We start from the raw sequence: 18783 nt of genomic DNA, 5'->3' as shown, positions 1-18783 counted from the left end.
TCCTGCTGTCAGCTGTCAGCTATCAGCTTTCAGCCATCGGCGATTTGATAGGGTACCGGGATGGGGATGAAACTGCTGTCGTGTCTGGGTCTGGTGTGTCTGCTCACCCTCTCCGGTTGCCCGAAGGAGCCGACCGGCACGGCCGACGGCGGGACGCCCGACGCCTCCGTCGACGGTGGCGGGGGGGACGGCGGCGCGGGCTGCCTCGCGGACTCGGAGTGTGACCCGCAGATCTGCGTGGCCGGCGCCTGCCAGGATCCCTGTGTGGACGACACCACCTGCGCGACCACCGAGTCCTGCAACCTGCTGACCGGCCGCTGCGACCCCCTGCCCCCGATCTGCACGGCGGCCGAGGTGCGCTGCGCCCTCGACGGAACCCAGACCGTGGAGACCTGCGCGGCGGACGAGCTCTCCTGGGAGCGCGCCCCCTGCGACCCCCAGACCCCCATCTGCCTGGACTCGGCCTGCGTCGCCTGCGCGCCGGGCGCGACCTCCTGCAACGGCGAGGTCGCCCAGACCTGCCTGCCCGACGGCTCGGGCACCACCGACGTGGACTGCGCGGCCACCGGCGGCACCTGCAGCGGCGGCGTCTGCCTGGCCTGCACCCCCTACGTCACCGAGTGCGTGGACGGCAGCACCCAGCAGGTCTGCAACAGCACCGGCACCGCCTGGGTCCCCACGGTCTGCACCAACGGCTTCTGCGACCCCACGGTCGGGGAGTGCGTGATCACCAGCTGCAACCCCGACACCCTGAGCTGCCAGGGGGACAACCTGGTGCTCTGCAACTCGACCGGCGACGGGTTCACCATCCAGGAGGCCTGCGCGGCGAGCGGCGCCACCTGCATCCTCGACCAGTGCGTGGACCTCTGCCAGGCCGCCGCCTCGATCAACAACTACATCGGCTGCGAGTACTGGCCGACCATCATCTCGAGCTCCGGCATGGACCCGGAATTCCAGGCCGAGTACGCCGTCGTCGTCTCCAACCCGAATATCGGCACCACCGCCCAGGTCTCGGTCTTCGAGGCGGGCAACCTGACGCCGGTGGCCACCGCCACCGTCGCCGGGGGTCAGCTCGCGACCCTCTACCTGCCCTGGAACGGCCTGGACGCCTACGACAACACCACGGGCACCTCCCGGACCCTGAGCGGCGCCATCGCCTACCAGCTGATCAGCTCGGTGCCGGTCACCGCCTACCAGTTCAACCCCCTCTCGAACCACATCCGGGGCAACCTCTACTCCTACTCCAACGACGCCTCCCTCCTGCTGCCCACCCACGTCTTCGGCGACCCCGCCGACACGCCGGCCTCGCGCTACCTGGCGATGGCCGCGCCCCACATCCAGATGGAGATCCCGGACTTCCCCCGGCCGCCCTTCACCATCGACCTGCCAGCGGTGGTCTCCATCGTGGCGACCCAGCCGGGGACGACCGCCGTCACGGTGCGCCTGAGCGGCGCGATCGCCGCCGGCGGCGGGCTCCCCGAGTCCGATCCCGGCGACACGGTGGTCTTCGACCTGCAGCAGTTCGAGGTGATGCAGCTGGCCTCCCGGGCCTTCGGCACCGAGGTGCGCTCGACCAACCCCCTGAGCGGGCGGGACCACCTCAACTTCCCGCAGTCCGATCTCTCGGGCTCCCTCATCGAGTCGACCCAGCCGGTGGCCGTCTACGGCGGCGCCGACTGCCACTTCGTGCCCTTCGACCAGCAGGCCTGCGACCACCTCGAGCAGCAGCTCTTCCCCTTCGCCAACTGGGGCAGCACCTACCTCGGCGGGAGGAGCAACTACCTGAACAACCCGATGGGCGACGTCTGGCGGATCCTGGCGGCGGCGGACGGCACGACCCTGAGCTTCGAGCCCTCCACGGTGGCCCCAGCCCAGACCCTGAACGCCGGTGAGGTCTTCGAGTTCGCGACCGCCGAGGACTTCCTGGTCACCAGCCAGGATCAGGATCACCCGGTGATGGTGGCCCAGTTCTTCCCGGGCATCGAGGTGACCGGCGGGGATCCGAACCGCAAGCAGAACACCGGCGACCCCACGATGATCCTCGCGATCCCGGTGCAGCAGTTCAAGGACAGCTACTCCTTCATCACCCCGACCACCTTCGTGGAGGACTACATCAACGTGGTGCGCACCGCCGGCACCACGGTGCTCCTCGACGGGATCCCGGTCAGCCCGCCCAACGGCTGGGTGCCGGTGGGCAGCACCGCCTACCAGGTGGGCCGGATCCCGGTCCTCGACGGCACCCACCGCCTGGACGCCTCCAGCACCGTCGGCCTCACCGTCTACGGCTTCGACTGGTCGGTCTCCTACGGCTACCCGGGCGGCCTGGACCTGAAGAACATCGTGGTGATCACCCCGGGCGGCTAGCCGGCGGCCACCAGGTGCCGCCCCACGTGCAGCCCCATCGCGTAGATGGAGAGCTGGGGCGGCACTCCGACGCTGGTCGGGAAGAGCGAGCCGTCCGCGACCCAGAGGCCCTCGAGGCCGTGGTGCTTGCCGCGGCTGTCCACCGGGCCCCGGGTGGGATCGTCGTCCATCGCCACCGTGCTCATCGGGTGCACGGCGGTGAGGCCGGGGAAGTGCTCCGGGGGCTCGCCCTGCCGGAGCACCTCGATGGCCTCCGGCGTCTCGAAGCTCCGGGCCGGTGACTCGGGGACCAGCACCCGGCGGGCGCCGGCGGCCAGCAGCAGGCGCGCGCAGGCCCACTGCCCGAGGGCCAGCTCCCGCCGATCCTCCCGGCCCGGCCGGTAGCGGATCGTCAGGCCCAGGTCCCCCTCCGGCGCCACCCTCCCCTCGCTGCGGTCGTGGAGCATGGCGGAGAAGACCGCGAGGTGCGGGTAGCGCTCCATCATCGTGAAGTGCTCCTCGCCGGCCCCCGGCATCATCGTCGCCGCGCCGCCCGGGTGGGCGAAGGAGGGGATCAGCCAGAGGCCGTGCCCCTCCTCCGAGGCGAGGTCCAGCCACTCGGTGCACTCCCAGCTCTGGGGGACCCCGTTCTGGGCCTCGATCAGCCCTTCGAACTCGCCGGCCACGAAGACCCCGGGGTGGAGGTGGAGGCCCTGCCCGGTGCGCCCGCTGCGGTCGGGCACCCTCGAGCGCAGCAGGAGCGCCGCCGTGCCGGTGGCCGAGGCCGAGAGGCAGACCCGGGGGGCCACGATCTCCACCCGCCCGAGGACCGCGCCGCCCAGGGGCGCGCGCACCACGGCCTCCACGCCCCGGGCGCGCCCCCCCTCCTGCCGCAGGCGGACCGCCTGGACGCAGGTGAGGATCGTGCCCCCGGCCGCCACGATCCGCGGAGCCATCTTCTTCAGGGGGTTGTTCTTCCCGTCGTAGGCGCAGCCGAGCTCGCAGAAGCCGCTGCGCTTGCAGCCCGTGCGGTTGTGGGAGAGCGGCCCCGAGCGCCAGCCCAGCGCCTCGGCCCCCGCCTTCAGGAGGAGGTTGTGGGGGCTGCGCTCGTCGGCCGGGATCTCCTTCACCTCCAGCAGGGCCTCGAGCTCCTCGTAGAGCGCGTGCCAGACCGGCAGACCGAGGTGCTCGAGCCGCCCGGCCGCCCGCCAGCGCTCGAGGAGGGCGTCGGGGATCCGCTTGATGAGGTTGAGGTTGTGCAGGGCGCTGCCCCCGACCCCCCGGCCCTGGTGCACGTGCACTCGCCGATCGAGGGTGGTGCGGCTGCCGCTCTCCCAGTAGAGGCGCGGGAGCATCACCTCCTCCCGCTGCCGGGCCATCGAGGGGGTGACGAGCTCGCCCGCCTCCAGCACCACGACCCGCAGCCCGGCCTCGGCCGCGACCATCGCCGCGGTGGCGCCCCCCGGCCCCGAGCCGACGACACAGAGGTCGGCCTCCAGGCGCCCCGGCAGCCGCAGGTCGCGGGCGTCGAAGATCACGACCACCCCTCCGGGCTCTCCCCCTCGGAGGCGCGCAGGTCGGCGTAGTCCGCGTAGGGGCCTCGCCGGGCCTCCAGGGGGGGCGGCGCGTCGAGCGGGCGCTGCTCCCAGGGTCCGGTGTAGCCGATGGCCTCCCAGATCTCGGGCCGGGTGTAGGTGGCCAGGAGGCAGAGATCGCGCAGCCCGCGCCCGGCGTCCCCCAGGAGGTCCGGCCTGGCCCGCAGGGCGGCGAGGTAGGCCGACGCCTCCGGCAGCGGCAGCTCGGAGAAGCGCGAGAGGTGTCCCTCCAGGAGGGGGGCCTGCTCCACCGCGAAGAGCATCCCGTGCACCTCCAGGCGGCGGCCCTGCGGGAAGGTGGCGACGTAGGCGTCGGCCGCCGCGACGATCCGATCGACCAGCTCTTCGATCGGGGCCGGGGGCAGGAGGGCCTGCACCGCGGCCGCGAAGATGGTGGCCTCCCGGGCCGTGAGGCTCCCGTCGCCGAAGCCCGGACGGCGCCCGGTGCAGGCCAGCCGCCCGGCGCCGAGGAGCCCAGCGGCGCCGACGCCCGCCGTGACGAGGAAGCGGCGACGGCCCCGGCCGGGGTGCGCGAGGTGCCCGCGCAGCGCCGGCGGGAGGTGCTCGCGCCAGCCGGGCTCGGGCGCCGGCAGCACGCCGCGGTGGGTGTTCCAGAGCAGGGGCCGCCGGGTGGCGCCCGCCCGGGCGTCTTCCAGGAGCGCAGCGGCGGCCTTCCCGGTGTAGATCGGCTCCAGGGCCAACCGGGCCCCGGGATCCGCGAGCGCGGCGCAGGCGGCCAGCCCCTCGGGCGTGACGTGACCGTAGCCCCGCCCGAGGTACCCCCGACGCAGGACGAGGGGCGCGGCCTCCAGGCCCTCCAGGCCGGGGGTCCCCAGGGCCGCCAGCTCCCGCCGGAGCAGCCCCTCGAGCGCGCGCAGGCGTCGGGCCGGGAGCAGGAGGTGCTCCACCACCGCCACCGCGTGCACGGGGATCGGCCGGCCCCCCAGCCCCAGGCCGAGGGCGATTCCGACGGCGGTCCCGCCGGTCCCGACCGGCAGGTAGATCCGGTCGGGGGGCTCGAGCTCTCCGGCGTCGATCTGCCGGGCCAGCTCCAGCCCGCCCAGGACGGTGCCCACCATGGCCCGGGGCAGGGTCGCCCCCGGCGGCACCACCGCGGCCCCGCCGATCGTCCGGCGGAGCAGGGGCCAGGGGGGCCGCAGGAGGAGGCCGGCGCGGCTGCCGACGAAGACCAGGCGCAGGGCGGCTCCGAGCCGCTTCCCGCAGGAGGCCAGCGCCGCCAGGTTCTCCTCCACGTGCGGGCCGTAGGGTTCGTCGAAGAGGTAGGCGGTGAGCGGGACGCCCCGCTCCCGGGCGGCCTCGGCGAGCCCCAGGACGTGGCCCGAACCGATGGCGCCCATCGAGACCCAGCCCGCCGCGGTGTCGAAGGGCGGCGAGGCCAGGAGCAGGTCCAGCTTCCGCACCTTGGTGCCCCCGTGGAGGCCCGGCAGGAGGTCGTCCCGCTTCACCGAGATCGCGGCCTCCCCCGCCTCCCTCACGGCTCCGGCGGGCAGCCGGAGCAGGGGGCTGGGCTGCTCCAGGAATCCACACCGCGGTGGCTGCCACGGTGTTCCGGCCAGGTCGCCCACATGCGAGAGTGTAGCCTGTCTCTCGGAGACGACGGTACCCGCACCTGGACTCACTCCCACCCCCCGCTGGCGCTGGCCAAGACCCGCGCCCGTCCTGCCCAACAGAGGATCCGACCGATGTCCACCCACCTCGATGCCTTCATGGAGCGTCTCGTCGCCAAGAACCCCGCACAGCCCGAGTTCCATCAGGCCGTGAAGGAAGTGGTCGAGTCCGTCGAGACCCTCATCGAGACGACCCCGGCCTACCGCAGCGCCAACATCCTGGAGCGCCTGGTGGAGCCCGAGCGGGTCATCATGTTCCGGGTCCCCTGGGTCGACGACAAGGGCGAGGTCCACGTCAACCGCGGCTACCGGATCGAGATGAACAGCGCCATCGGCCCCTACAAGGGCGGCCTGCGCTTCCACCCCAGCGTCGACCTCGGCGTGCTGAAGTTCCTCGCCTTCGAGCAGGTCTTCAAGAACTCCCTGACCACCCTGCCCATGGGCGGCGGCAAGGGCGGGGCCGACTTCGACCCCAAGGGCAAGAGCGACCACGAGATCATGCGCTTCTGCCAGTCCTTCATGAACGAGCTCTACCGGCACATCGACCCGGACATCGACGTGCCCGCCGGTGACATCGGCGTCGGCGGCCGCGAGATCGGCTTCCTCTTCGGGCAGTACAAGCGGCTGACCCGCAAGTTCGACGGCGCGCTCACGGGCAAGGGCGTCGAGTGGGGCGGCTCCCTCCTGCGGCCGGAGGCGACCGGCTTCGGCGTCGCCTACTTCGTCCAGGAGATGCTCGCCATGCGCGACGACTCCCTCGAGGGCAAGTCCGTCGCCGTCTCCGGCTTCGGCAACGTCGCCTGGGGTGCGGTGCAGAAGGTCACCCAGCTCGGCGGCAAGGTCGTCACTCTCTCGGGCCCCGACGGCTACGTCCACGATCCCGAGGGCGTGACCGGCGAGAAGATCGACTACATGAAGGTGATGCGCCTGGGCATCAAGGACGAGGTGAAGCCCTACGCCGACAAGTTCGGCGCGACCTTCGTCCCCGGGAAGCGCCCCTGGGAGGTGCCGGTCGACATCGCCCTGCCCTGCGCGATCCAGAACGAGCTCAACGGCAAGGACGCCAAGACCCTCGTGGACAACGGCTGCTTCTGCGTCGTCGAGGGCGCGAACATGCCCACCGAGCCGGAGGGCGTGGACGTCTTCCAGGCCGCCGAGATCCTCTTCGCCCCGGGCAAGGCCGCCAACGCCGGCGGCGTCGGCGTCTCCGGGCTGGAGATGAGCCAGAACGCGATGCACCTCTCCTGGGGCGCCGACGAGGTCGACGGGCGGCTGCACCAGATCATGTCCGCGATCCACAGCGCCTGCGTGGAGCACGGCCGCGACCGCGACTACATCGACTACGTCCGCGGCGCGAACATCGCGGGCTTCATCAAGATCGCCAACGCGATGATCGACCAGGGCGTCGTCTAGGATTGATGTCCGAGCACGCCACGCAGCCGCCGGTCAGCGAGCCCTTCTTCCTCCGCTTCCATGACCTGATGCCCTACCGGATCCGGGAGGTGCTCCTGGTCTCCCCGGTCTACGACGCCTTCATCCTGGAGGAGGACGGGCGCCTCACCGAGCGGCTCTTCTCGCAATACTCGGAGCTCAACCTCTCCCAGGCGCCGCGGATCATCCACACCTCCACCGGCGAGAAGGCGCTCCAGCTCCTGCGCGAGCGGCGCTTCGACCTGGTGGTGACGGTGGTCCGCCTCGCCGACATGGACGCGACCACCTTCAGCGAGATGGTGAAGGGCGCCTTCCAGACCCTGCCCATCATCCTCCTCACCTTCGACGAGGGGGATCGCCAGCAGTGCCCGGGCGGGGTCTGGCCGCCGCTGGTGGACGCGGTCCTCCAGTGGACGGGCAACTCCCAGATCCTCATGTCGGGGATCAAGCTGATCGAGGACCACCGCAACGCCGCCTACGACACCAAGCGGGCCGGCCTGCAAGTGATCATCGTGGTCGAGGACTCGGTCCGCCGCTACTCGACCTTCCTGGCCCTCCTCTTCCCGGAGCTGCTGCGCCACGCGGCCTCCCTCATCGCCGAGGGCGTGAACCCCCTCCACAAGCTGATGCGCCTGAAGGCGCGCCCGAAGATCCTCCTGGCCACGAACTACGAGGCGGCCATCAGCCTCTACGAGGAGTTCCGCGAGAGCCTGATGGCCCTCATCACCGACGTGCGCTTCCCCAAGGAAGGGAAGAAGAACGCCGTGGCCGGCTTCGATCTCGTGCGGAGGGTCCGGGCCGAGGATCTGGGCCTGCCGATCCTGATGCAGTCGGCCGAGCAGGAGAACGCGCACTACGCCGCCGAGCTCGGCTGCGCCTACGTCGACAAGAACTCGCCCCAGCTCCTGGCCCAGATCCGGAACTTCCTCCGGGAGGGGCTCGGCTTCGGCGACTTCGTCTTCCGCCTCCCCAACGGCCAGGAGGTCGCGCGCGCCCGCGACGTCTACGAGATGGAGCGCACCCTGCGCGACGTCCCCGCCGGGTCGGTCTCCTACCACGCCAAGCACAACCACTTCTCCCTCTGGCTGAAGGCCCGGAGCATGTTCCCCCAGGCCGAGCTCGTGCGTCCTCGCCTGACCACGGACTTCGAGGACGTGGAGGAGATGCGGGCCTTCCTCATCGAGGTGCTGGCCAACGCCCGGGCCGACGAGGCCGCGGGGATGATCACCGACTACAACACCGGCCGCGGCCGCGAGCGTGGCGGCGCCGTGCTGCGCCTCTCCAGCGGCTCCATGGGCGGTAAGGGACGCGGCATCGCCTTCCTCTCCAGCCAGGTGCAGCGCAAGGCCCTGGCCGATCGCTACCCCGGCATCCAGGTGCGCGTGCCGCGGGCGCTGATGCTGGGCACCGACGCCTTCGACGTCTTCATGGAGCGGCACGGCACCTCCAGCTCGCTCCTCACCAACGGCACCGAGGCCGAGCTGGTCACCGACTTCCTGAAGACCGACCTCCCCCACGATCTCCGGGAGGACCTGCGCTCGGCGACGGCGCGCTTCGACGGCCCCATCGCCGTGCGCAGCTCCAGCCTGCTGGAGGACTCGCGCTTCCAGCCCTTCGCCGGCATCTACGCCACCTGGATCCTGCCCAACTCCCACCCCGACCCCGAGGTGCGCTTCCGGGAGATCTGCTGCGCGGTGAGGGCGGTCTACGCCTCGACCTTCGCGCCCGCGGCTCGCTCCTACTTCCGGAACACCCCCCACTCTCCCGAAGAGGAGAAGATGGGCATCGTCATCCAGGAGGTCGTGGGGCGGCGCCACGGGGACCGCTTCTACCCGCAGCTCGCCGGGGTGGCGCAGTCCTACAACTTCTATCCGATCCCGCCCCAGGAGGCGGAGGACGGCGCCATGGTCATGGCCCTCGGGCTGGGCCACCTGGTCGTCTCGGGGGGCTCCTGCCTGCGCTTCTCGCCGGGCTCGCCGACCGTCCTGCCCCAGTTCGCCTCGGCCAGCTCCATGGCCAAGGGCACCCAGCGGGCCTTCTACGCCCTGGACATGTCCCAGGAGGAGGTCGACTTCAGCGCGGGCCCCGAGTCGAACCTGCGCCTCCACTCCCTCTCCGCGGCGGAGGAGGACGGCACCCTCGCGCTGGTCGCGAGCGTCTACGATCGCGCCGACGACCTGATCCGCGACACCCTGACCGCCACCGGCCCGCGGGTGGTCACGATGAACAACATCCTGAAGTACGAGACCATCCCGGTCGCGCCGGCGATGCTGGACATCCTCCGCCGCTTCCGCCGGGCGCTCGGCGGCGACGTCGAGATCGAGTTTGCCGTCGATCCCGGCGACCACGGCAAGCACGTGCGCGGCCGCAAGCGTGAGCCGCCCTCGCTCTCCCTCCTCCAGATCCGCCCGATGATCGCCCGCTCCTTCGCCGACGGCACCGAGGAGCTGACCGACGTGCGGCCCGAGCAGCTCCTCTGCCGGACGACCCAGGCCCTCGGGCACGGCGTGATGCGGGACGTGCGGGACGTGGTCTACGTCACCTCCAACGAGCTCGACGCCTTCAGCACCCCCTCGGTCGCGCAGGAGGTGGGCGGGATCAACCGCCAGCTCATGGAGGAGGGCCGCCCCTACCTCCTCATCGGCCCGGGTCGCTGGGGCACCTCCGACCCCGCCCTCGGGATCCCGGTGGACTGGGAGCAGATCGCCGGGGCGCGCACGATCATCGAGGTGCCCTTCGGCACCCGCGCGGTCGAGCCCTCCCAGGGGACCCACTTCTTCCTGAACATCACCTCCCTGCGCATCGGCTACCTGACGGTCGCGGGCGGCATCGACGATCCCTCCCGGGCCGACGGCTTCCTCGATCGCGCCTGGCTCGACTCCCGACCCGCCCGGGCCGAGAGCGCGACGGTGCGGTGCATCCGCTTCGACGATCCCCTCACGATCGAGCTCTACGGACGCGAGGGGAGCGCCCAGATCATCAAGCCGATCCCGCCCGAGGAGCAGCCCGAGCCCTACCACTCCTGATGTCTCGCCCCGCGCCGCGCGGGGACTACCCTGCTGGCATGCTCTTCGCCAAGACCCAGCTGCCCGGACCCGGCGAGGCCCTCCCCGGCCGAGAGACCCCCCTGCCCGTCCCCGAGGCACACTTCGTGAGCGGGCACCGCCTGCAACCTCCCTACGAGGGCCTCGAGACCCTCACGGTGGGCATGGGCTGCTTCTGGGGCGCCGAGCGGCGCTTCTGGCAGGCGCCCGGGGTGGTCGTGACCATGGTCGGCTACGCCGGCGGCCAGACGCCGAACCCCACCTACGAGGAGGTCTGCTCCGGCGGCACCGGCCACACCGAGGTCGTGCGCCTCGCCTTCGATCCCGCCCGCACCTCCCTCGAGGCGATGCTCACCCTCTTCTGGGAGGGGCACGACCCCACTCAGGGGATGCGCCAGGGCAACGACCGCGGCACCCAGTACCGCTCGGCCATCTACTGCGTGGACGAGCGGCAGCGAAGGGCGGCCCAGGCCAGCCGGGAGGCGTACCAGGAGGCGCTCCGCGCCGCGGGGCACGGGGAGATCACCACCGAGATCGCCGAGGCGGGCCCCTTCTACTTCGCCGAGGGCTACCACCAGCAGTACCTGGCCAAGAACCCCCAGGGCTACTGCGGTCTGGGCGGCACGGGGGTGAGCTGCCCGGTGGGCCTGGGCACCTGAGGGGCTAGGCGCTCTCGCGCGCCGGCTCCTCGCGCATCGCCGCGTGCCGGCGGATCCGCTCCGGCAGGGTCGGATCGCCCAGCTCGGCCTCGTCGATGAGCAACACCCGGCGCTGCAGCGCGACGCTCACCGGTCCCCGCCGGGTCCGGAAGCCCAGCATCCCCCTCACGCCCTGGATCGCCGTCGCCGAGACGGGCATCAGGATGGGCACCCGCTCCAGCCGGGGGAGCTGCTCCTCGATCCGCTGCGCCAGCTCCAGCCCGTTGCTGGAGTTCCCCTCGGCGTCGGTCTGGGCGTGGTAGGGGATCAGCAGCACCGCCGGGTGCTGGTACCGGAGCCGCTCCACGACCTCGGCGTCGGAGAGGCCGGGCGGGATGGCCTTCTTCACGGCGACGGTGAGCCCGGCCTCCTGGAGCACCTTGAAGACGCGCTCGCGGATGCGGTTCTCGTAGGGGCGAACGGGCAGGACCTCGGGCATGGGCACCTCCTCCACCCCCTTCAGGTTACGCCCCGGCGCGACAATCGCTAACGTGGCCGCGATGCCGGCCCCCGACGCACCCACCCTCTCGGTGATCGTCCCGATCCTCGACGAGGCGGCGCACCTGCCGCGGCTGGTGGGCCACCTGCGGGAGCGGCTGCCCGGGGCCGAGCTGGTCGTCGTGGACGGCCACTCCTCCGATGGAAGCTGGGAGCTCCTGGAGGGGCTCGCGGTCGACCAGCGGCTCCAGGCCGGCCCGGGCCGGGGCCTGCAGCTGGACGCCGGCGCCCGCGCCGCGCGGGGAGAGGTGCTGCTCTTCCTCCACGCCGACGCCCGCCTGCCTCCCGGAGCCCGGGAGGAGCTGCTGCGGGTCCTCTCCCGGCCGGGGGTGGTGGCGGGGGCCTTCCGCACCTGGCACCGGGCCGAGGGCGAGGCCTCGCGCCTGATGGAGCGCCTGCTCCACCTGGCCGACCTGCGCTCCCGCTACACCACCCTTCCCTACGGGGACCAGGGCCTCTTCCTGCGGCGGGAGGTCTACGAGGCGGTGGGCGGCTTCCCCCATCAGCCCCTGATGGAGGACCTCGAGCTCTCCCTGCGCCTGCGGCGCCGCGGCGGTATCGGGCGGGCGAGGGCGCGGGTCGAGGTCTCCGGGCGCCGCTTCCAGGAGGGCCCGATCCGCTACACTCTGATGGTGAACCTCTTCCCCCTCCTCTACCGGGCCGGGGTCTCGCCCGAGCGCCTCGCCCGCCTCTACCGGGACGTGCGCGGGCGCCCCGCCCCTAGATCAGGTAGGGGTCCATCTCGGCGCGGCTCATCGGCGCGACCGTGTGGCGGAAGTCCTCGTCGCCGACCCTAGAGCCCGGCGGCCGCCAGCGGACGATCACCTCCGGGAGCTCCCGCCCCTTGCCGTAGTGGGCGATGATCCGCGAGGCCTCCTCCCCCGGCGGCTTGCCCTCGGGGTGCTCGTAGACCCCCGCCGCTCCCGGGATCTCGGCGGCGTCCCCGAACCACTGGCTCTTGCCGTGGAGCTCCAGGACCTTGTTCTCGGGATCGTTGCGGGCGACGATCAGCCTCCCGCCGTCGGGCAGCCGGAAGTAGCGCCCGGCGGAGAGCAGGACGATGTCCTCGGTGGTGTAGGTGCGCTCCGGGCGGTGCTCGAGGAGGTCGGCGAAGCGCTGGGCGTAGGTCTCGTCGGTGAGGAAGCAGCAGCCGCCGGCCGGCTGGGGGTAGTCGTCGATGCCGTAGGCCGCGGCGTACTCGATCTGCCGCTTGCGGCCCCGGCCCCGCATCTCCGCCAGGTCCTCCCGCCGGATGTGCCCCTCCTCCTCGGCGATGACCGGAGGCAGGTGGCGACCCGAGAGGGGCCGCAGGAGGCGCCCCTTGAGGCCCGAGTGCTTCTCCACCAGGGCGAGGGCCTCCTTGCGCTGGCTCTTCGGGCGCTGGCCGACGACCTCGCCGGTGAAGACGAAGTCCGCGCCCTCGGCCTCCATGATCTCCCGCGCCTTGGAGAGCATGAAGATGCGGCAGTCGATGCAGGGGTTGAGGTTCTTGCCGTAGCCGAAGCGGGGGTTCGTGACGACGTCGACGTACTCCTCGGAGATGTCGATGAACTCGACCTCGGTCTCGGACTCGGCGGCCGCCCGCAGCGGCTCGTTGCGCGGATAGACCCCGTCCTTCGGGCGCCCCCCCATCCGGCGGTGGGTCTCGGTGATGCAGAAGCCGGTATAGAAGTTCAGCGCCTTCACCTCGTAGCCCATCCGCTTCACGTGCTGCAGGGCGATCGAGGAGTCGAGGCCCCCCGAGATCATGGCGATGGCCTTGCGGCGCGGCGGGGCCCCCGCCTCGGGCTCGGGGGCCTCGGGCAGCGGATGGGCAGGCGGCAGCTTCGGCTTTCCGCGATCGGAGGGGTCGGACATCGGTGTGGCTTCCAGCGGCGGGTGGAGCCGGCGCCCCTATCGGCGCCGACGGATCGAGACGAAGATCCTATCCCCCTCCTCGTGCATGTCCACGAGCTCGTGGCCGGTGGCCTTGCACCAGGCCGGGAAGTCGCTGTGCATCCCCCGATCCGTACCCACCACCCGGAGGATCTCCCCCCGGGCGATCTCCTTGATCGCCCGGGCGGTCTCGATCACCGGCCGGGGGCAGAAGGTCCCCTGGACGTCGACCTCCCGGACGAAAGAGCCCTCACTGGCCTCGCTCAACCAGCCACTTCCTGATCGGAGAGGCGGCGCTCGTCGTCACGGCGCCCGGCGATGAAGAAGCGCAGGATCCGCAGCCGGCACTCCTCCATCATGTCGCCCTGCCGACCGTTGTCGAGGAGGGTGCAGGTCTCGCAGCGGGTGGACTGGTCCACGAAGCGGACGTGGGTCTCGTAGCCGATGTTCCCCCGCTCGTAGTCCTCCTCGTTGCGGTCGACCAGGTAGGTCAGGTGTTGACGGGAGATACACATGGGCAGCGGAGGGATTATAGGAGCGGGTGCCTCCGGGTCGCCACCGGAGCGGGGGTCCGGGAGGCGCGGCCAGAGCCGGGAATGGCCTCCGGGGCTCCGGGGTTCACCGCTGCCGGGAGTGCCGGCGGCGGCCCTGGCTTGCCGTCTCCCCGCGCCATCTGCTACAGTGCCCGGCCAACCTTCGCACAGGTGCAACCTGTTGATTTTCCAAGAGTTTTGATTCCGAGAGGATCCCAAGCATGAAGAACGCGAGTGTCGTCATCGCCCTGGTCATCGGGATGGTCATCGGCCTTCTCGTCGGCCGCATGACCGCCGAGGGGACCGCCCCATCCGGTACCCCCACCGTCGCCGCCGCCCCCGCGCCCTCGGCCGCCGAGGCCGTCCGCGGCGCCCCCGCCGCCCCCTCCGACGATCCCACCTACCGGATCGAGGTGGGCGACGCCCACTTCAAGGGCCCCGCCGACGCCCTCGTGACGATCATCGAGTTCTCCGACTTCGAGTGCCCCTTCTGTTCCCGGGTGAACCCCACCATCAAGCAGATCCAGGACACCTACGGCGACAAGGTGCGGATCGCCTTCAAGCACAACCCGCTGCCCTTCCACAAGAACGCGGGCCCGGCGGCCAACGCCGTCGAGGCGGCCGGCGCCCAGGGCAAGTTCTGGGAGATGCACGACAAGCTCTTCGCCAACCAGAAGGCCCTCACCCGCCCCGACCTCGACGGCTACGCCGAGGAGATCGGCCTCGACATGGGCAAGTTCAAGGCGGCCATGGACGGGAACGCCTTCCAGCAGAAGATCACGGCCCAGCAGGCCGAGGCCCGGCGCCTGGGCGCCAGCGGCACCCCCGGCTTCTTCATCAACGGTAAGTTCCTCCGGGGCGCCCAGCCCTTCCCGCGCTTCAAGGAGGTCATCGACCGCGAGCTGGCCGCCGCCGAGAAGCTCGTCGCCACCGGCGTCGCCAAGGCGCAGGTCTACGAGCGCACCATCGCGCGGGGCCTGACCAAGGCCGCCCCGCCGCCCCAGCAGGCGCCGAACCAGCGACCGGCGCGCCCGCAGTTCGGCGACGTGAAGGTGGGCGACGCCCACGTGAAGGGCCCGGCGGACGCGAAGGTGACCATCGTCGAGTGGTCGGACTTCGAGTGCCCCTTCTGCTCCCGGGTGGTCCCCACCATCAAGGAGCTGACCGACAGCTACGGCAAGGACATCCGCATCGCCTTCAAGCACCAGCCCCTGCCCTTCCACAAGAACGCCCACCTCGCTGCTCAGGCGGTCGAGGCCGCCGGCGCCCAGGGCAAGTTCTGGGAGTACCACGACAAGCTCTTCGCCAACCAGAAGGCCCTCGATCGGCCCCAGCTCGAGCAGTACGCCGGTGAGCTCGGCCTCGACATGGCGAAGTTCAAGGCCTCCCTCGACCAGGGCGCCTTCAAGAAGAAGATCGACGCTCACTCCAACGAGGGCCGGGGCGTCGGCGCCAACGGGACCCCCACCTTCTTCATCAACGGCCGCCTCCTCTCCGGCGCCCAGCCCGTCGACGCCTTCAAGCGGATCATCGACGAGGAGCTGAAGAAGGCCGACGCCGCCCTGCAGGCCGGCACCCCCCGCTCGGGCCTCTACGAGAAGCTGCTGGCCGACAACGCCAAGCTCTTCAAGAACGCCCCGGCGCCCTCCCCGGCCGCCCCGGCGGCCCCCGCCGCGCCGGTCGACATCAAGGCCGGCAACTCGCCTGCCAAGGGTCCGGAGAACGCCAAGGTCACCATCATCGAGTTCTCCGACTTCCAGTGCCCCTTCTGCAGCCGGGTGAACCCGACGATCAGCCAGATCATGGACGAGTACAAGGGCAAGGTCCGGGTCGTCTTCAAGCACCAGCCGCTGCCCTTCCACCAGGACGCCCCGCTGGCCGCCGAGGCCTCGCTCGCCGCCAACGCCCAGGGCAAGTTCTGGGAGTTCCACGACAAGCTCTTCGCCAACCAGAAGGCCATCCAGCGGCCCCAGCTCGAGCAGTACGCCGGGGAGCTCGGCCTCGACATGGCGAAGTTCAAGGCCGCCCTCGACCAGGGCACCTACAAGGCCGCCGTCGCCGCCGACCAGGCCGAGGCCCGCAAGTACGGCGCCTCCGGCACCCCGACCTTCTTCATCAACGGTCGCAAGCTGGTCGGCGCCCAGCCCTTCCCCGCCTTCAAGGCCCTCATCGACGAGGAGCTCGCGAAGTAGCGGCGAGGTCTGAAGACCGAACAAAGAGACGCCCGCTCCCCTTCGGGGGGCGGGCGTTTCTCTTTGGTTCCGGCTCTTCCGCCTAGAACCGGTGAATCACCTTCTCGGTCTTGTCCGCCGAGATGGTGATGCTCTTCTCGACCCGCTGACCGGTCGAGGTCTCGAAGACGACCTTGTGCTTGCCCGCAGAGAGCTGGAGCGGCTTGTTCGGGGGCACGGGGGTCCAGCGACCGGTGTCCTTGCCGTCGATGATGATCTTCGCCGGCGGGACGGTCATGGCGATGAGGCTCCCCGTCCCGGCGGGCTCGGGCTCGGGCTTGGGCTTCGGCTTGGGCTTGGGCTTGGGCTTGGGCTTCGGCTTCGGCGTGGGCTTGGGGGTCGGGAGCGTCTCGGCGACCTTCTCGATCTTGGCCACGGTGGAGTCGGCCTCGAGCTTGGTCAGCTCGAGATCGAACTCCCGGCGGGGCCCCTGGTCGAAGACCACCTCGACCCGCTCCACCCGGTGGCCGGTGAGCAGGACGGTGAAGCGGTGGACCGCCTCCAGGTCCAGGTCGCCGGTCTCGAAGGGGGTCTCGCCCAGCTTCTTCCCGTCCAGCTCCACGCGTGCTCCGGGGGGCGTCGTCCGGATGACCACCGTCCCCTTCTCCGGGGCCGGCGGCGGCGGGGGCTCCCCCGGGGGAGGCGGCTCGGGGGTCTCGGCGCTGCCCTCGCTGCCCGCGGCCACGGCGCCCGGCTCCTCGCCGCCCGGCTCGGCGGGCTCGCCGCCCTCGCTGCCGGCCTCCGCGGTCGCGCCCTCGGGATCGGGGGCCACCTCGGGGGTCGGGGTCGGGGTCGGGGTCGGGGTCGGCTCGGGCGGTGGAGGCGGCTCGCTGCCCGTGCTCGGCGTGGCGAGGCCGCCTCCGCCCAACGCGAGCTCGACGCGCAGCTCCTCGCCCTCGGCCAGCTCGAAGGTCTTCTCCTCGCGCTCCAGGCTTCCCGGCCGCTTCAGGGCCACCACGTGGGTGCCCGGAGCGAGGCCCTCGACCAGGGTCGGCGAGCGGGTGTCGACCACCCTCCCGTCCACGAGGATCTCCACTCCGAGCTCCGGCGTGGTGAAGATCGTCAGCTGGGTGGGCTTCGCGGCCGGCTTGAAGAGGAAGAAGGCGCCGACGGCCAGGGCCACCGCCAGGATGCCACCTCCGGCGATGGCCAGCTTCATGGCCTTGCCGCCCCCATCGGAGGTCGGCCGGGCCGCGCTCAGCGGCTTGCCGCCCCGGACGACGACCGGCGGCGCGCCGTCGGGGGTGACCTGGGGCGTGATCAGCCGCTCCTGGGCCGGGCGCTGGCGCGCCGGAGCCCTGGGCTCGATCGGGCGCCGCGGGAGGTCCTCGGGAGCCTCGATCTCGGCGGAGTCGGTGATCCGGGTGGCCTGATCGAGGAGGGCCGCCTGGGGCGGCGGCGGGAGGGGCGCCTCCGGCACCTCGGCGGCCAGCGCTCGCACCGCGGCCTCGTGCCCGGCCGCCTCGGCGTCGCCGAGGGGGGCTCGTCCCCGCGCGCCGTTCCCCGGGACCGGGGTCCGCTCCTCGTCTCCACCGGTGGCCTCGTCGTCTCCGGGGGCCGGCGGCATCACGCCGTCCTCGACCCCGGGGACCTTCATCTCCTGGGAGGAGATCCTGGTGGCCTGGTGCTGGATCGGCGCCTCGGTGCCACTATCCGTCGCCCCGTCGCCATCGAAGACGCCACCGGCGTCGAAGAGCACCGTCCGGTCTCCGCCGCCCTCCGGCAGGAGCTCCGGCGGTGGCGGCGGCGGCAGCGCGGCCCCGCGGCCGGGGGCGGTGTCCTCGTCGGGAGAGGTCTCGGTCTCCGGCACCAGGTGCGCCGGCGCCTCGATGGCGGCGTAGGCCTCCATCCGGGCCGCCTCGGCGTCGATGATGTCGGAGAACTCCTTCCGCAGGAAGCTCGAGAGCTGCTTGGCCCCGTAGATGCGCCCGTCGCTGAAGAGGAAGCGCATCAGGTCTTCCTGGAAGTCGGAGGCGTTCTGGTAGCGCTCGTCGACGTCCTTGGCGAGCGACTTCATCAGGACCGCCTCGAGCTCCTCGGGGATGTCCTTGTTGAGGCTCCGGGGCAGCGGAACCTCGGCGTTGCGGACCTTCTCCAGGGTGGAGAAGTCGCTCTCGCCGATGAAGAGCTTCTCGCCGGTGAGGCACTCGTAGAGGCAGACCCCGACCGCGAAGATGTCGGAGCGGTGGTCGATCGGGAGGCCCCGCACCTGCTCGGGCGACATGTAGCCGAACTTGCCCTTCAGGATGCCGGCCTGGGTCTTCTGCGCGCGGTTGGCGGCCTTGGCGATGCCGAAGTCGATGAGCTTGACCTCGCCCTCGAAGGAGAGGAGGACGTTCTGGGGCGAGACGTCCCGGTGGACGATGTTCAGGCTCTGACCCCGGGCGTCCTTCTTGCGGTGGGCGTAGTCGAGGCCCTCGGCCATCTTGGAGGCGATGTAGACCCCCTGGGCCTGGGGCATCAGCTGGCCGGCGGCCTTGTAGCGATCCAGCAGGGTGCGCAGGTCGCGGCCCGCCACGTACTCCATCGCGATGAAGTAGTTCTCGTCGTGCTTCCCGAGCTCGTAGACCTGCACGATGTTGGCGTGGGTCAGCTGGACGGAGATCCGCGCCTCGTCGATGAACATGGTGATGAACTCTTCGTCCTCCACCATGGTCGGCAGGATCTTCTTGATCGCCAGGACCCGCTCGAAGCCCTCCACGCCGAAGGCCTTGGCGCAGAACACCTCTGCCATTCCACCCACGTTGATGCGGTCGAGGAGGAGGTACTTTCCGAATGGAATCGGGCGTTTCATGAGCGTGCGGTGCCTGGATCCCTCTTGGCAGTAGAGATCCGTTGGATCCTAACCTGCATCCGATCACGAAAAAAAGCCCGGACCCCCGATTTGGGCGAGATCCGGGCTCTTTC

Annotated in this window: 13 protein-coding genes; 6 read left to right on the top strand and 7 right to left on the bottom strand. The window is 71.3% G+C overall.

Annotated elements, in window-relative coordinates; genetic code table 11:
* Window positions 1-66 precede the first annotated feature (66 nt).
* Window positions 67-2364, top strand: a complete 2298-nt coding sequence (locus tag P1V51_03995) for an IgGFc-binding protein (GenBank protein MDF1562178.1) — start codon at window positions 67-69, stop codon at window positions 2362-2364.
* Here the strand turns inward: P1V51_03995 and P1V51_03990 are convergent.
* Window positions 2361-3881, bottom strand: a complete 1521-nt coding sequence (locus P1V51_03990; protein MDF1562177.1) for a GMC family oxidoreductase — start codon at window positions 3879-3881, stop codon at window positions 2361-2363. The two genes, P1V51_03995 and P1V51_03990, sit on opposite strands and share 4 nt — an antisense overlap.
* A complete protein-coding gene (locus P1V51_03985; GenBank protein ID MDF1562176.1) occupies window positions 3878-5710 on the bottom strand; it encodes a pyridoxal-phosphate dependent enzyme in 1833 nt (610 codons plus the stop codon). Before P1V51_03985 ends, P1V51_03990 begins: the two co-directional genes overlap by 4 nt.
* Between P1V51_03985 and gdhA the strand changes: the two genes are divergently transcribed.
* The 3 genes from gdhA to msrA are packed head-to-tail and all read left to right on the top strand — an operon-like array spanning window position 5642 to window position 10700.
* Window positions 5642-6979 carry an NADP-specific glutamate dehydrogenase gene (gene gdhA / locus P1V51_03980; GenBank protein ID MDF1562175.1) on the top strand — a complete coding sequence of 446 codons (1338 nt, stop codon included), beginning with the start codon at window positions 5642-5644 and terminating at the stop codon, window positions 6977-6979. The two genes, P1V51_03985 and gdhA, sit on opposite strands and share 69 nt — an antisense overlap.
* 5 nt (window positions 6980-6984) lie before the next feature.
* Window positions 6985-10023, top strand: a complete 3039-nt coding sequence (locus P1V51_03975) for a PEP/pyruvate-binding domain-containing protein (protein ID MDF1562174.1) — start codon at window positions 6985-6987, stop codon at window positions 10021-10023.
* A gap of 38 nt (window positions 10024-10061) precedes the next feature.
* Window positions 10062-10700, top strand: a complete 639-nt coding sequence (gene msrA, locus P1V51_03970) for a peptide-methionine (S)-S-oxide reductase MsrA (protein MDF1562173.1) — start codon at window positions 10062-10064, stop codon at window positions 10698-10700.
* A 4-nt stretch (window positions 10701-10704) separates the two neighbouring features.
* Here msrA and P1V51_03965 read toward each other — a convergent pair whose 3' ends face one another.
* Window positions 10705-11178, bottom strand: coding sequence for a hypothetical protein (locus P1V51_03965; GenBank protein MDF1562172.1), 474 nt, complete (start codon window positions 11176-11178; stop codon window positions 10705-10707).
* A 61-nt stretch (window positions 11179-11239) separates the two neighbouring features.
* Between P1V51_03965 and P1V51_03960 the strand changes: the two genes are divergently transcribed.
* Window positions 11240-12034 carry a TIGR04283 family arsenosugar biosynthesis glycosyltransferase gene (locus P1V51_03960; GenBank protein ID MDF1562171.1) on the top strand — a complete coding sequence of 265 codons (795 nt, stop codon included), beginning with the start codon at window positions 11240-11242 and terminating at the stop codon, window positions 12032-12034.
* Here the strand turns inward: P1V51_03960 and P1V51_03955 are convergent.
* The 3 genes from P1V51_03955 to P1V51_03945 are packed head-to-tail and all read right to left on the bottom strand — an operon-like array spanning window position 11958 to window position 13627.
* Entirely contained in the window at window positions 11958-13094 is a 1137-nt protein-coding gene (locus P1V51_03955) for a thiamine biosynthesis protein (protein ID MDF1562170.1), read from the bottom strand. The two genes, P1V51_03960 and P1V51_03955, sit on opposite strands and share 77 nt — an antisense overlap.
* A 36-nt stretch (window positions 13095-13130) precedes the next feature.
* A complete protein-coding gene (locus P1V51_03950) occupies window positions 13131-13379 on the bottom strand; it encodes a sulfurtransferase TusA family protein (GenBank protein ID MDF1562169.1) in 249 nt (82 codons plus the stop codon).
* Window positions 13376-13627, bottom strand: coding sequence for a hypothetical protein (locus P1V51_03945; GenBank protein MDF1562168.1), 252 nt, complete (start codon window positions 13625-13627; stop codon window positions 13376-13378). Before P1V51_03945 ends, P1V51_03950 begins: the two co-directional genes overlap by 4 nt.
* A 239-nt stretch (window positions 13628-13866) precedes the next feature.
* On the opposite strand from P1V51_03945, the gene P1V51_03940 reads away from it, so the two are divergent.
* Window positions 13867-15837, top strand: coding sequence for a thioredoxin domain-containing protein (locus P1V51_03940; GenBank protein ID MDF1562167.1), 1971 nt, complete (start codon window positions 13867-13869; stop codon window positions 15835-15837).
* 82 nt (window positions 15838-15919) lie between these two features.
* Here P1V51_03940 and P1V51_03935 read toward each other — a convergent pair whose 3' ends face one another.
* Window positions 15920-18670 (bottom strand): serine/threonine protein kinase, encoded by a 2751-nt coding sequence (locus P1V51_03935; protein ID MDF1562166.1) that lies wholly within the window; start codon window positions 18668-18670, stop codon window positions 15920-15922.
* Window positions 18671-18783: the final 113 nt, after the last annotated feature.

The sequence above is a fragment of the Deltaproteobacteria bacterium genome, from assembly GCA_029210625.1.
GTDB lineage: Bacteria > Myxococcota > Myxococcia > SLRQ01 > SLRQ01 > JARGFU01.
The sequence above is the reverse complement of the archived record's forward strand: the minus strand, read 5'-3'. Positions and strand labels throughout refer to the sequence as shown.

Excerpts from the sequence above, each read along its gene's own strand:
- P1V51_03935 (MDF1562166.1), bottom strand. The coding sequence starts at position 18,670 with ATGAAACGCCCGATTCCATTCGGAAAGTACCTCCTCCTCGACCGCATC.
- P1V51_03945 (MDF1562168.1), bottom strand. The coding sequence starts at position 13,627 with ATGTGTATCTCCCGTCAACACCTGACCTACCTGGTCGACCGCAACGAG.
- P1V51_03955 (MDF1562170.1), bottom strand. The coding sequence starts at position 13,094 with ATGTCCGACCCCTCCGATCGCGGAAAGCCGAAGCTGCCGCCTGCCCAT.
- P1V51_03960 (MDF1562171.1), top strand. The coding sequence starts at position 11,240 with ATGCCGGCCCCCGACGCACCCACCCTCTCGGTGATCGTCCCGATCCTC.
- gdhA (MDF1562175.1), top strand. The coding sequence starts at position 5,642 with ATGTCCACCCACCTCGATGCCTTCATGGAGCGTCTCGTCGCCAAGAAC.
- msrA (MDF1562173.1), top strand. The coding sequence starts at position 10,062 with ATGCTCTTCGCCAAGACCCAGCTGCCCGGACCCGGCGAGGCCCTCCCC.
- P1V51_03965 (MDF1562172.1), bottom strand. The coding sequence starts at position 11,178 with ATGCCCGAGGTCCTGCCCGTTCGCCCCTACGAGAACCGCATCCGCGAG.
- P1V51_03940 (MDF1562167.1), top strand. The coding sequence starts at position 13,867 with ATGAAGAACGCGAGTGTCGTCATCGCCCTGGTCATCGGGATGGTCATC.
- P1V51_03975 (MDF1562174.1), top strand. The coding sequence starts at position 6,985 with ATGTCCGAGCACGCCACGCAGCCGCCGGTCAGCGAGCCCTTCTTCCTC.
- P1V51_03985 (MDF1562176.1), bottom strand. The coding sequence starts at position 5,710 with ATGGAACTCGGGCTGTGCGGGGTTCTTGGCGACGAGACGCTCCATGAA.
- P1V51_03995 (MDF1562178.1), top strand. The coding sequence starts at position 67 with ATGAAACTGCTGTCGTGTCTGGGTCTGGTGTGTCTGCTCACCCTCTCC.